The organism is Cohnella thailandensis (assembly GCF_014212135.1).
Taxonomy (GTDB): domain Bacteria; phylum Bacillota; class Bacilli; order Paenibacillales; family Paenibacillaceae; genus Cohnella; species Cohnella thailandensis.
Window position 1 is genome coordinate 244399 of sequence record NZ_JACJVQ010000013.1, and the last position, 13195, is coordinate 257593.

Here is a 13195-nt window from a genome sequence, read left to right on the forward strand (position 1 = left end):
AAAGAAACGTCCGAACCGAGACGATCTTTCCGTACCCGGTTTGGACGTATGTTTTGGCAGTTTTCAAGGCAGGCGCTCAGCCGTGCGAAGCCCCGCCGTCAAGTGCGGCCATGACTTCTTGCAGCGCTTCCGACAGCGTCGGATGGGGGTGAATCGCCGACGCGATCTCCCAAGGCACGGCGTCCAGAAGCTTGGCCAGCGACGCTTCCGCGATCAGGTCGGTTGCGTGCGCGCCCACCAGATGGACGCCGAGCAGGTCCCCCGTTCGCTTGTCGGCTATTACTTTCGCGAAGCCTTCCGCTTCCCCGTATACAAGCGCTTTGCCGAGAATCCGGAGCGGGATCTTCGCCGTCTTCGTCTCGATGCCCTGCGAAGCCGCTTCTTCCTCCGACCATCCGATCGCCGCCGCTTCCGGCCTGGAATAGATGCATCTCGGAATGTCGCGGTCCGCCGATCTCGACGCCGCTTGCGCGCGTCCGAGCAGATGATCGACGGCCACGGCCGCCTCGTGCATGGCCGCATGCGCCAATTGAATGCCGCCGATGCAATCCCCGATCGCGTAAATATGCGGTTCACCGGTCTGAAGCGTCTTCGGGTTCACCTTCACGAAGCCTTTCTCGGTCTTCACGTCCGTGTTCTCGAACCCTTGGTTCTCGACGTTGCCTTGGCGTCCGACCGAGACCAGCATGCGCTCCGCGCTTAGCGGGACGACGCCGCCGGCTTTCTCGATATCGACTTTCACTTGATTGCCCTCCGCTTGGCAGGAGGATGGGAGCAGCTTCACTCCGGTATGGATCTCCACTCCGCGTTTCTTGAGAGACTTGGCCAGCTCCGCCGAGATCTCCTTATCCTCCGACGGAACGAGGCGGTCGGCCGTCTCGACGAGGATCACCTTCGCGCCGAAATCGCTCAGCAAGGAAGCCCATTCCACCCCGATGACTCCGCCGCCTACGATAATGACCGAGGACGGCAACGTCGGCCATTCCAGCGCCTCGTCGCTCGTTACGACGTTGACTTCGTCGTACGGCAGTCCTTCCAATCTCCGCGGGCGGGAACCCGTCGCGATAATGACGTTGCGCGGCACGACCGTCTCCGATTCCCCGTCCGGCAGCTCGACCGCGATGGCTCCACTGCGCGGGGAGAAGATGGAAGGCCCGATAATCCGGCCCGAGCCGTGCACGACCTGAATGCGATGCTGCTTCATCAGCGCTTGCAGCCCCCGATGGAGCTGGTCGACGATCGCCCCCTTGCGCGACATGACCCCGTCCCAAGCGACGGACACTCCTTCTTCCGGAACCGAAACGCCGTAAGACGCGGCATTTCTAACCGTGGAGTATACTTCCGCGCTTCTAAGCAAGGACTTCGAAGGGATACACCCCCTATGCAGGCAGGTTCCGCCCAGCTTGTCCTTCTCTATGATGACGACGCTGCGGCCGGCCTGCGCGGCGCGAATCGCCGCGGTATAGCCTCCGGGTCCGCCGCCCAATACGGCAACATCAACCTCAATTGGCATGGTAAGAATCCTCCGATCGTCATTTCCACGGGCCCATTGAACCCACACTCTCCTATTCTACCTTCTTTTGGGGCCGGGAACAAAGGCTAACCGCGCAAAACTCTGGAGATACCGGATCGAACGCCGTACCCACGCCCCCGGAAAGCCATCGAACCTCGTTCGAATGATGGACAAATGTAAAAAAACTCGTTATGATAAAAGGAATGGAAGGAGGGCCGATACGTGAAGCTCGTCATATCCCGCCTGATCGCCATTCTTATGTTAGTGATTCCTGGGCTTGCGGCAGCATATGGCTTCCTTCTCATGAAAGACGCCCTGTTCGACTACTTCGCGCAGCTCGGCGACGTCGAGCTGAATACGCCTCATTTCGAGTGGCTGCCTTTCGTACTCGGTTTTATTTTATTTTTATTGGGCGTCGGGTTTATCGGAGGATGGATCTTCTTCCGGGACCGCAAGCACAATTACGTCGCTTCCCGCTTTAGACCGAAGCGTCCGCGTCCGCCAGCTTCAAGAGGCAGCAACGGAAGCCAAGCCGAATAGCCGGCAATCAGGCCATTATCGCGAAGCCCCTTTCCGACGTCAGTCGGGGAGGGGCTTCGCCATTGTTGTATAGGAAATTACTTTCGGGGAATTTGTTGTCCGCGTCAGGTACCGCCGCCGTGCCTCCTCCGATAATCCGAAGGGCTGCAATGGTATAACGCCTTAAACATTTTGCTAAAATAGCTGAAGTTGTCGAAGCCCGATTCCAAAGCGACCTCGCCCACGGTCAGATCCGATTCGCCGAGCCGGAGCGCCGCGTGCCGGAGCCGATAGTGGTTGATGTACTCGACCGGGGTTTTGCGCATGAATTCCTTAAAGACGCGGCTGAAGTGGCCTTCGCTCATGCCCGCGATCTCGGCGAGCTCCCCGACGGGCAGCCTGCGGTTGAAATGGAGCTCGATATGCGCCATCGCTCCTTTCATTCTCTCGATCGTCTTCGCGTCCTGGGAGTCCGCGCGGCTTCTCGCCTTCCATTCGCCCGACGTCCAGAATTCGGCGAGGAGAAGGTAGAGCAAGCCCTTCACTCTCATCTCCTTGGCGGGGTCTTCGGAGACCTCCATGTCGGTTATCGCCCGAAGGGATTCCAGAACGCGTCTCCCCCACTCGGAGGCAGAACCGAATGGGGTCGCGAGCGCGATGCGCCCGCGGCTGAGAGGCTGCAGAAACCTCGAGGAGATGCCGTCCTTCGGGTCGATAAGCCAATTCAAATCGAAGACGACCGCGCGGTAGGAGCATCCGGAACCGTTCAGGGGAAAAGCTCCGTGCAGCTCGCCGCCGTCGATGAACACCGCGTCGCCTGCCGCCAGCTCGTATTCGTCATAGCCGATTCGGAAAGTCGCTTGTCCATCCTCGACGAACAGGAACTCGGCCTCTTCGTGCCAGTGATTTTCCAGGATGGGTTGGCCGGCCTCTTGCCGCATTTCATAGATCCCTACCGGAAATCCGGGGGTTCCGTGGCTCCTCGTTTCACGCAAATGTCTTAAATCCATCCTCCGGCTCCCCGATATAGCAGAATTGTGTTAGTAAATCACGATTTTATGCAAGATAATCATTCTAGGTGTCATTATAATGTTAATGAGGGCAAACGACAACGTTTATTCAGGAAAGGACGATTAACCGATATGAAGTTCAGCAACGGCTATTGGATGACCCGCGAAGGGTACGAGGTATTGAGTCCTTATGAGATTCACGATGTGAGGGTCAGCGGCAACTCGATTACGGTATTCGCGACCCATCGCCATCTGGAGCATCGCGGCAACACCTTGAACGAGCCGCTGATGACGATGGAGTTCTCTTCCCCGATGAAGGATATTATCCGCGCAAGATTCTATCATCATAAAGGCCGCAGAAGAGCGGCTCCGGATTCGTTCGATCTGCTGGCGAACGGCAACGCTCCCGTCGTCATCGACAACAACGACGAGTTCGTCAGCCTGACCAGCGGAGACACGACGGTCAAGATCACGAAAGCGCATCCGGTCGTCATCACCTATACCCATAAGGGCCGAGTCCTGACGGGCAGCGGCACGCGTCAAACGGCGTTCGTTCGCGCCCAGGACGGCAAGCACCACTTCCGCGAGCAGCTGAACCTTGCCGTCGGCGAGACGGTTTACGGCTTGGGCGAACGCTTCTCCGCCTTCGTCAAGAACGGACAGGTCGTCGATATCTGGAACGAGGACGGCGGCACCGCTTCGGAGCAGGCTTACAAGAACGTTCCTTTCTACGTGACGAACCGCGGCTACGGCGTCTTCGTCAACCATCCGGAGCTCGTCTCGTTCGAGGTCGCTTCCGAGAAGGTGTCGAAGAACCAATTCAGCGTGGCCGGGGAGCAGCTGGAATATTACCTGATCGGCGGCGATTCGCTGAAGGACGTGCTCGGAGGCTATACCAGCCTTACCGGCAAGCCCGCCCTCCCGCCCGCCTGGACGTTCGGCCTGTGGCTGACGACTTCGTTCACGACCAATTACGATGAAGAGACGGTCAACAGCTTCATCGACGGGATGGCGGAACGCGATCTTCCGCTCGCCGTGTTCCACTTCGACTGCTTCTGGATGAAGGAATACCAGTGGTGCGACTTCGAATGGGACGAGCGCGTCTTCCCGGATCCGAAGGGCATGCTGGAGCGTCTCAAAGCGAAGGGGCTCAAGATCTGCGTCTGGATTAACCCGTACATCGCTCAGCGTTCTCCGCTCTTCGACGAAGGGATGGAGAACGGTTATCTGCTTAAGCGTCCGGATGGAAGCGTCTGGCAGTGGGACATGTGGCAATACGGCATGGGCATCGTCGACTTCACGAATCCGGCCGCCTGCAAGTGGTTCGGCGACAAGCTCCGCGCGCTCGTGGACATGGGCGTGGATTCGTTCAAGACCGACTTCGGCGAGAGAATCCCGACCGACGTCGTGTACTTCGACGGATCGGATCCGATGCAGATGCACAACTACTACACCCAGCTTTACAACAAGGTCGTCTTCGAGGTGCTCGAGGAGAAGCTCGGCCAAGGACAAGCCGCTCTCTTCGCCCGTTCCGCGACCGCCGGCGGCCAGCAATTCCCGGTACACTGGGGCGGCGACTGCGAAGCGACGTTCGAATCGATGGCCGAGAGCCTTCGCGGCGGCCTGTCTCTAGGCTTGTCCGGCTTCGGCTTCTGGAGCCACGACATCGGCGGCTTCGAGCAAAGCGCGACGCCGGACCTCTACAAGCGTTGGGTCGCGTTTGGCCTGCTCTCCAGCCATAGCCGGCTGCACGGCAGCACTTCCTATCGCGTGCCATGGCTCTTCGACGAAGAAGCGGTCCACGTTCTCCGCCGCTTCACGAAGCTGAAGCTCAGCCTGATGCCTTATCTGTTCGGCCAAGCGGTTCAGTCTTCCCGTCTCGGCCTTCCGATGATGCGCGCGATGCTGCTGGAGTTTCCGGGCGATCGTACGGCCGATTATCTGGACCGTCAATACATGCTCGGCGACAGCCTTCTCGTCGCCCCGATCTTCAACGAACAAGGCCAATCCGCCTATTACTTGCCGCAAGGACAATGGACTCACTTCCTCACCGGCGAGAAGGCGCAGGGCGGAACGTGGCGCGACGAGACGTACGACTACTTCGGCTTGCCGCTCTTCGTCAAGGAGAATTCGATCATTCCGGTCGGAGCGACGAACGATCGCCCGGAATACGATTATTCGGAAGGCGTCGCCTTCCACGTCTTCGAGCTTCAAGACGGCGCTTCCGCTTCCGTTCGGCTGCCGGATCTTCAAGGCGCGGATAAGCTCCAAGCCTCCGCTTCCCGCAGCGGCGGCACGATCGCCTTCGAGGCGAGCGATTCCACGGGCTGGAGCGTCGTGCTTCGCGGCGTCTCGTCCGTTGCCGGCGTGACGGGCGGTACGTTCGAAACCTCCGAGCAGGGAGTCGTCGTTCGACCGGAGAGCGGAGCAACGAAGCTGTCCATCCAGCTATAAGATAATTAGCAAAGCCGACAGGGTTCCTGCGAACCTTGTCGGCTTTTTTCGTGCAGCGTCGGCATATTTGCGTAGAATTATTAAGCAGCGGCGGCGAATCGGGGAGCTTAACTCTTCTTCATCCTAGCCATTAAATATAAGAAATACGGAGCGCCGATGATGGCCACGACAATTCCGGCGGGGACCGAGGTCGGCTGAAGCGCGATGCGTCCGATCGTATCCGCGGTAATGAGAAGCAGCGCACCGGTTATCGCCGATGCCGGAATGAGCACTTGATGCTTGGAGCCGACCAGCTGGCGCGCCACGTGCGGACCGATCAACCCGACGAAGCTGATGCCTCCGCCGAAGGCGACGCTTACGCCCGCGAGGGCAACGGCCGCTGCGACCAACAGCAGGCGGTCGAGATTCGTGCGCGCTCCGAGACCCGTCGCCAGCTGCTCTCCTAAGTTAAGCACGTTCAGCGTCCGGGCTTTATACAGCACGTACGGAATAAGCACCGCGAACCAAGGCAGAACGGACTTCACATCGCTCCAAGTGGAGCCGTTGATGCTTCCGGCGAGCCACGTTTGAACGAACTGATATTGCTCGGGCGCAATCCTTACCGATACCGCCAGCATGGCCGACGCGATGCCCGAGCTGACGGCGATCCCCACAAGCACAAGGCGGGATGGCGATAAGCCTTCCCCTTTCTTATAGGAAAGGACGACCAGAAGGACAGCCGTCGCGATAGCTCCGATAAACGCCATAAGAGGCAGGAGATAGACCGGCGCGGCGGCTTTGTTCGGATAAAAAGCAACGAACAGCACGACCATGAAGCCCGCCCCGGAATTGATGCCGAGAATGCCCGGGTCGGCGAGAGGATTGCGGGTTATCCCTTGAAGAAGGCAGCCGGACAAAGCCAAGCCGGCTCCGATCAGAATCGAGAGAATGATCCGGGGCAGCCGGAATTCGAACAGCACCAGGTTCTGCCGGTCGGTTCCGAGTCCGAAGAAGCTCTTGATCACGTCAACCGGCGCGAGATGGATGACCCCGGTATTCATGCTGACGAAAAAGACGACGACGACGAGAACCGCCAGCAGGACGACGATCGTCCAGGCTCTGGCATCGCGACTCTTGGATGAACGTGAGGATGATGCCGGCATCAGGCGACCTCCTTCTTCGCGCGTCTGATCAGGTAGATGAAGAACGGCACGCCGATGATCGAGATAATGACCGATACCGAAGTTTCGAACGGTCTATTGATGATTCTGGCGATAATGTCCGCCACGACAAGCAGCAGGCTGCCTAGAATCGCGGAGCAGGGAATGATCCAGCGGTAATGGACGCCGACGAGAGACCGTGCGATATGGGGCACGACCAACCCGATGAACGTAATCGAGCCGGCGGCCGCCACCGAGGTTCCGGCCAGCAAGAGAACGAGCAGCATACCGATTCCCTTGAACAGCCCCGTCCGTACGCCCAGCCCCGCCGCTACTTCGTCGCCAAGGCTGAGCATCGTAATCTGGGAAGAGATCGCTATCGCCCCGATCAGACCGATCGCCACCCACGGCCACATGTACTGCAGCTGATCCCATTTGGCGCCGGCTACGCCGCCGTTATACCAGGCCGCGATATTCTGGCCGACTTTGAACTGCAAGGAGATCCATTCGCTAAGCGAGCTTAGCAGCGCGGCAACGGCCGAACCGGCAAGCGCCAGCCGCACCGGAGACATGCCGCCTCGGAATGCCGCTCCGATTCCGAAGACGAGAAGCGCTCCCGCGGCCGCGCCCAGAAACGATATCAAGATGATCGTGTTAAAGGAAAGACCCGGATAAAGCGCGAAACAGATCGTCAAGGCGAAGCCGGCGCCCGCATTGATGCCGAGCAGTCCGGGATCCGCCAGAGGATTCCGGGTTAAGCCCTGCATGATCGAGCCCGATGCGGCGAAAGCGGCTCCCACCAATCCTCCCATAAGGACTCGGGGAAGCCTGATCTCGCGAATGATCTGATGCGAAGTTTCATCCGCGTTAAATCGAAATATCGCTTCCCACACCGTTAGGAACTTGATGTTGGCGGCTCCTAACGAGATCGATACGATAAAGGACAGGGCAAGAACGATCAAACCTCCGACGATAATGATACCCGCCACTTTGGGACGCGTTTGCAGCTTTGGGACCGACGATGGAGCCGGATTCGGATTCAAGGATTCACCCATGGCGCTTCATACCTTCTTCTCTCTGCCGTCTCATTGAGAATCGTTATCAAACAATACTAAAGTAGGATAACTTATCCGTAAGGTTCATGTCAAACCTTATTTCGGCAGGACGCCCTCTCCTGCCGGCTCCCGTTAAAGCGAAGAAGGTTGAACAGAGGATTCCTGTCCAACCTTCCCGTTACCCGTTAATGTGCGCCGAATTGAGCTTGATGAAGCCTGCTGTAGACTCCGCCTTGGCCGACCAGCTCTTCGTGCCTTCCTTGCTCGGTAATGCCCTCTTCCGTCACGACGACGATGCGGTCGGCATTCTTGATGGTCGCCAGGCGATGAGCGATCACGAGCGTCGTCCTTCCTTCGGACAGCTCCGCCAGAGACTGCTGAATCGCCGCCTCGGTCTCGGTATCGAGAGCGGAGGTCGCTTCGTCGAGAATGAGGATCGGCGGGTTCTTCAGGAACATCCGCGCGATCGCGAGGCGCTGCTTCTGTCCTCCGGACAGCTTCACGCCGCGCTCCCCGATGACCGTGTCCATTCCTTCCGGCTGGGAGCGGATGAATTCCTCCAAGCGGGCCCGGCGCGCCGCATCCCAGATTTCTTCTTCGGTTGCCCCGAGCTTCCCGTAGGCGATATTCTCCCGGACCGTTCCCGAGAACAGGAAGACGTCCTGCTGCACGATGCCGATCTGACGGCGTAGCGATTCGAGCTTGATGCCGCGAATGTCCATTCCGTCGATCGTGATGCTGCCTTCGATCACTTCGTAGAATCGGGGGAGAAGGCTGCAGAGCGTCGTCTTGCCGGCTCCGGAAGGTCCGACGAAGGCGACCGTCTCTCCCGCCGCGATGCCGAGATTGATATTCCGAAGGGCCAGGCTCTCCTCCTCGTATCCGAAGGAGACGTTCTTATAGCGAATATCCCCCTTGAGATAATTCACTTCCACGGCATCCTTCGCGTCCTGAATATCGGGATCGGTCTCGAGCAGCGTGATGTATCGCTTGAAGCCGGCAATCCCTTTCGGATAGCTCTCGACGATGGCGTTGATCTTCTCGATCGGCCGGAACAGCACGTTGACCAGCAGCAGGTAGGCCACGAACTCGCCGTATTTAAGCTCCCCGTCGATGACGTACCACGCGCCGCAGATCATGACGAGCAGGGACACGAGTCTCATCAGCAGGTAGCTGATCGACAAGCTTTTGCCCATAATCTTGTAGGCGACGAGCTTCGCGAACCGGTACCTTTGATTGTTCTCCGCGAACAGCTTCTTCTCGTGCTCTTCGTTGGCGAAGGCTTGGACGACGCGAATGCCGCCGACGTTGTCTTCGACTCTCGCGTTGAAGTCCGCCATATCCGAGAACATGCGATGGATCGCTTTGGTCATGCGGCCGTTGAAAATAATAGCAAGCACGATGAGTACGGGAACGGTGGCGAACGTGATGAGGGCAAGCTCCAGATGAATATTCGCCATGAGCACGAAGGCGCCCGCCAGCGTCATGACGGCGATAAATAGATCCTCCGGGCCGTGGTGGGCGACCTCCCCGATCTCGTTCAAGTCGTTCGTCATCCGGGATATGAGGTGTCCGGTCTTGTTGTTGTCGAAAAACCGGAAGCTAAGCTTCTGCACGTGATCGAACAGCTTCCGGCGCATGTCCGTCTCGATGTTGATCCCCAGCATGTGCCCCCAATAATTGACCACGAACTGCATGAACGTATTGATCACATATACCGCCAGCAGGCCAAGGCAAGCCCAGACGATAATGTTCCAGTCCCGCTCCGGCAGCAGATCGTCGACCACCTTGTTGACCGCGATCGGGAACCCGAGCTCCAGAAGCGCGACGAACACCGCACAGAGAAAATCGAGGAGAAACAATCCTCTATAAGGACGATAATAAGAAAAGAAACGACGAATCAAAGGGTACGTTGCACCTCCGCTAGTTCTATTTAGAAACAAGTGCCGATTGTACCGGCAAGGAATCGAGAATGATTATCAATTAGCACAACCCTTAGCCATTGTACCTAATCTCGAGACGAGCGGCAACAGATTTTGGCTATTCTATATAGAGAAAAAGCCATCCTCCTCCCGAATCGGGACAAGAATGGCTCTGAATGCTAGCTGACTTCGCAGGCGAATCGCAGGATTGCCTTATTCCGAAGCGGACGCGGATGCCGACGCCGAGGCTTCCGGAGATGCCGATGCGGATGCCGACGGTTCTTCGCTCGCTTCGGGGGATGCCGCCGCGGCGTCTTCGTCCGTCAGGAAGTTCTTGTAGCCGTTGGACTTCTTCGCTCCCTCGTACCAGTCGCTGAAGCCGTCGTTAATCTTCGAATCCAGGTACTGGTTCTTCACTTCCGCTTTCACTTCTTCGTATGCAGGGGTGACCGCGTCCTTATGATCGGCTACCTTGATGATATGATAGCCGTTCGGAGACTCGACGACGTCGCTGAGCTCGCCGACCTTCAGCGCGAAGGCGGCCGTCTCGAACTCTTCGTTCATTTGTCCTTTGCCGAAGTAATCCAGATCGCCTCCGTTCTCCGCGGAGACGGTGTCGATCGATTTCTCCTTCGCCAACGTAGCGAAGTCGGCGCCTTCCTTCAATTGCTTCAAGACCGCTTCCGCTTCTTCCTTCGTGCTCAGAAGAATATGGGAGGCGCGAACTTGCTCGGGGGTACCGAAGCTGTCCTTGTTCTCTTCGTAATAAGCCTTCAATTCGTCTTCCGTAGGAGCTTGCTTATTCTCGAAAATAAGGCGAAGCTTGAGCTGGGGAAGCACGTTCTCGCGGAAGCTTTCGACCGTCATGCCGCTCGAAGCCAGAACGGATTCGAATTGCTCGTCCGACGTAATGCCGTTTTGTTCGCGAATGTTTTTGATGTAAGCATCGACATCCGCATCGTTGACTTTCTTGCCCGTCTTCTCGTACTCGGCATCGATCACCTCGTACATCATGACTTGATCCAGCTGGGAGCCGATCGTCGCTTCGCCGGATTGCTTGATCAGCTCGTCCATCAGCTCGGCCTTCGTAATCTTCTTTCCGTTAAGCTCGCCGACGGCTTCGCCGCCTGCTCCTCCGGTATCTCTCACAAGGACAACGATAAGGGCAATGACCGCGATGACAGCTATGGCAATCCAAGGCCATGGAGCCTTGGCGACGGGGGCAGCCGCAGGTTTCGCTTCCTTTTCTTGCTCGGTTGCTTCATTCTCGTCGTAATCGGCGTTCGATTCCGTTGCGGAGTCGTCGAAGCGCGCGGCCGGAGTCAGCTCCTCCGCGGGCTTGTCCGCGTCCAATTTCTCGTCCGCCGGATTTAATTCGTCTGGTTCTTTGCGAAACTCGCTCATTCTTGTAAGACCCTCCTCTAGTTTTAAAAGCACTATTGTTCCACTATATCAAACTTTCCTCATAATACATTAAGCTAAACTTAAAAAACATAAAAAAACGGGCTGACGCCCGCAATTTTAATGTCCGTTTAAGCTTTGGGATCAAAGAACGGGATTGCTTAAAGGGGACAATCCCGTGATTCGGCACTCGACTTTGTCTCCGGACGCGATGCGAACCGAACCCGGAGTGCCGGTCATGATCACGTCTCCGGGAAGCAATCTCATTACCTTGGACACGAAGGAAACGATATGCCACGGATTGTACCGCATCATCGAGACCGTATTGCGGTATGCCGCAGAGCCGTTGTGAACGGTCTCGACGACGAGCCGGTCCCGTTCCGGAAGCTCATCCGGCGTCGCGAGCTCCGAGCCTAAGCTAAAGAAGGTGTCGAACGATTTGGCCCGGAACATGTATTTCGCATTCTGAGCCAGAAGATCGGCGGCGGTCATATCGAGCGAGGCGGCATAGCCCGCAACGGCTAACGGCGCCTCGTTCTCGCCGATATCCTTACACTCCCGTCCGATAACGATCGCGAGCTCGGCTTCGGCCGTTACCCGCCGGGATTGGGAAGGAAGCACGATCGGCTCTCCGTCTCCGATAAGGCTCGTATCCGGCTTCGCGAAGAGCACCGGCGCATCGTCGGCGCTGCCCTGCAGCTCGATCAGCTTCTCCATGTAGTTCATTCCGAGGCCCAGGATTTTACCCGGCCGCCTTAAAATCGGAACCAACTCCGCTTCGTCGACGGGTACGGCCGGCAGCTTGCCAAACCCTGCTCGCCCCTCCTCTTGATACCAGCGATGCAGCTGCTCCCATCGTCCGGATTCCAGCAACTCCCTTATGGTCAAGGGCCAGACTGAGTTCGATGCTTCATTGATCGTTTCTATCGGAACGTACCCGTGCGCCGCCCGGATTGCCGCCGTCTCCCGCCCTTCGCGCCGCAGCATGACCACTCTCATCGGTCCGCCGCCCCTTCCCTCGAATTCTCGTACAGCCATTCGAGCAGCGCCAAGTCCTGCCCTCTGCCCGCGATAAAAGAAAGTCCGATCGGGTTGCCGCAAGACGAAGCGAAAGGCACCGTTACCTGGGCGATTCCCGCCAGTCCCGCGATGCAGGTCAGCTTCATCGTAGCCGTTCTTTGGAGCTCGGCTTGCTCCCCGGTCATACGCAATACAGGGGCTACCCCCGTTACCGTCGGGATGGCGATCAGCGAGCTCTGCCCCAGCAGCGAGTCCATCCGATTCTCCAACTCTCTCTTCTTCGCCATAAGACCCGGCAGGGCTTCCGGCGGCAGCGTGCTCGCCCATTCGAAGCGATCGGAGACGCCGGGACCGAACGCCGGCGCTTCCCGGCGAATCCATTCGCCGTGCTCCTGCCAGATCTCGGTTCCCTGAATGGTCCGGAACGTGTCGGCCCATTCCTTCAGATCGTTTCCGGGCAAGCGTACCCATTCGGAGTCCAGGCCGTTCTTCATGAACGCTTGAAGCTCGTTCAACAACAGGTCCCGGACATCCTCCTGGGCCTGGGACCAGGCCTCTTCGGGCAGCAGCAGCTTGCGGAAGCCCGGATGCTTTGCGCCGCCCTTATTCAGCAGCACCCGTCCAACGTCCAGCAGCGTCTTCGGGCGGCGGCTCATCCATCCCACCGTATCGAAGCTCTTCGCGAGCGGAATGACTCCGTTCATCGATACGGCGCCGAACGAAGGGCGGAAGCCGTAGATCCCGCAATAAGAGGACGGAACTCGCACGGAGCCGCCCGTATCCGTTCCGAGCGCGAAGTCGACGAGCCCGGCTGCTACCGCGACGGCCGATCCGCTCGAAGAGCCTCCCGGGACTCTTCCCTCCGCTTTCGGGTTAACGGGCGTTCCGTAATGAACGTTTTCCCCGAGAAGGCTGTACATCAGCTCGTCCGTAACGGTCGTTCCTCTTAACCGGGCTCCGTGATGAAGCAGCTTCTCGATCGTTTGCGCATGGCGGTCCGCGGGACCATGCGTGCGAAGCCAATCCGGATTGCCGGCGCTGTTCGTGTAATTCGCAATGGCAAATACGTCTTTAACGGCAAAAGCAAGCCCGCTCAGGCTGCCTTCGCTTACCGGCTCCAGAGCCAGATCCGATCGGATGTAGGCGTTCCATTCGTCCATGG

General features: G+C 58.1%; 10 protein-coding genes. 2 read left to right on the forward strand and 8 right to left on the reverse strand.

Annotated elements, in window-relative coordinates; genetic code table 11:
• Positions 1–76 precede the first annotated feature (76 nt).
• The gene (gene lpdA, locus H7B67_RS15380; protein WP_185120724.1) at positions 77–1513 is read right to left on the reverse strand and encodes a dihydrolipoyl dehydrogenase; all 1437 of its coding nucleotides are present in this window, start codon (positions 1511–1513) and stop codon (positions 77–79) included.
• Positions 1514–1735: 222 nt separating this feature from the next.
• On the opposite strand from lpdA, the gene H7B67_RS15385 reads away from it, so the two are divergent.
• Positions 1736–2053: a DUF2627 family protein gene (locus H7B67_RS15385; protein WP_185120725.1), complete on the forward strand. Its 318-nt coding sequence runs from the start codon at positions 1736–1738 to the stop codon at positions 2051–2053.
• 104 nt (positions 2054–2157) lie between these two features.
• Here the strand turns inward: H7B67_RS15385 and H7B67_RS15390 are convergent, their stop codons facing one another.
• On the reverse strand, positions 2158–3027 hold the full coding sequence (locus H7B67_RS15390; RefSeq protein ID WP_185120726.1) for an AraC family transcriptional regulator: 870 nt from the start codon (positions 3025–3027) through the stop codon (positions 2158–2160).
• A 147-nt stretch (positions 3028–3174) separates the two neighbouring features.
• Between H7B67_RS15390 and yicI the strand changes: the two genes are divergently transcribed.
• Entirely contained in the window at positions 3175–5496 is a 2322-nt protein-coding gene (gene yicI, locus H7B67_RS15395; protein ID WP_185120727.1) for an alpha-xylosidase, read from the forward strand.
• 107 nt (positions 5497–5603) lie between these two features.
• On the opposite strand, the gene H7B67_RS15400 is transcribed toward yicI, so the two are convergent.
• The 6 genes from H7B67_RS15400 to H7B67_RS15425 form a co-directional block, all read right to left on the reverse strand.
• Positions 5604–6638 (reverse strand): FecCD family ABC transporter permease, encoded by a 1035-nt coding sequence (locus H7B67_RS15400; protein WP_185120728.1) that lies wholly within the window; start codon positions 6636–6638, stop codon positions 5604–5606.
• Positions 6638–7690: a FecCD family ABC transporter permease gene (locus H7B67_RS15405; protein ID WP_185120729.1), complete on the reverse strand. Its 1053-nt coding sequence runs from the start codon at positions 7688–7690 to the stop codon at positions 6638–6640. The genes H7B67_RS15400 and H7B67_RS15405 overlap by 1 nt, the downstream gene beginning before the upstream one ends.
• A 185-nt stretch (positions 7691–7875) precedes the next feature.
• On the reverse strand, positions 7876–9594 hold the full coding sequence (locus tag H7B67_RS15410; RefSeq protein ID WP_185120730.1) for an ABC transporter ATP-binding protein: 1719 nt from the start codon (positions 9592–9594) through the stop codon (positions 7876–7878).
• 231 nt (positions 9595–9825) lie between these two features.
• Positions 9826–11016 carry a peptidylprolyl isomerase gene (locus H7B67_RS15415; RefSeq protein ID WP_185120731.1) on the reverse strand — a complete coding sequence of 397 codons (1191 nt, stop codon included), beginning with the start codon at positions 11014–11016 and terminating at the stop codon, positions 9826–9828.
• Positions 11017–11157: 141 nt separating this feature from the next.
• Complete coding sequence (locus tag H7B67_RS15420; protein WP_185120732.1) at positions 11158–12012, reverse strand: fumarylacetoacetate hydrolase family protein; 855 nt, start codon at positions 12010–12012, stop codon at positions 11158–11160.
• Positions 12009–13193 carry an amidase gene (locus H7B67_RS15425; RefSeq protein ID WP_185120733.1) on the reverse strand — a complete coding sequence of 395 codons (1185 nt, stop codon included), beginning with the start codon at positions 13191–13193 and terminating at the stop codon, positions 12009–12011. The genes H7B67_RS15420 and H7B67_RS15425 overlap by 4 nt, the downstream gene beginning before the upstream one ends.
• Between the last annotated feature and the right edge of the window lie 2 nt (positions 13194–13195).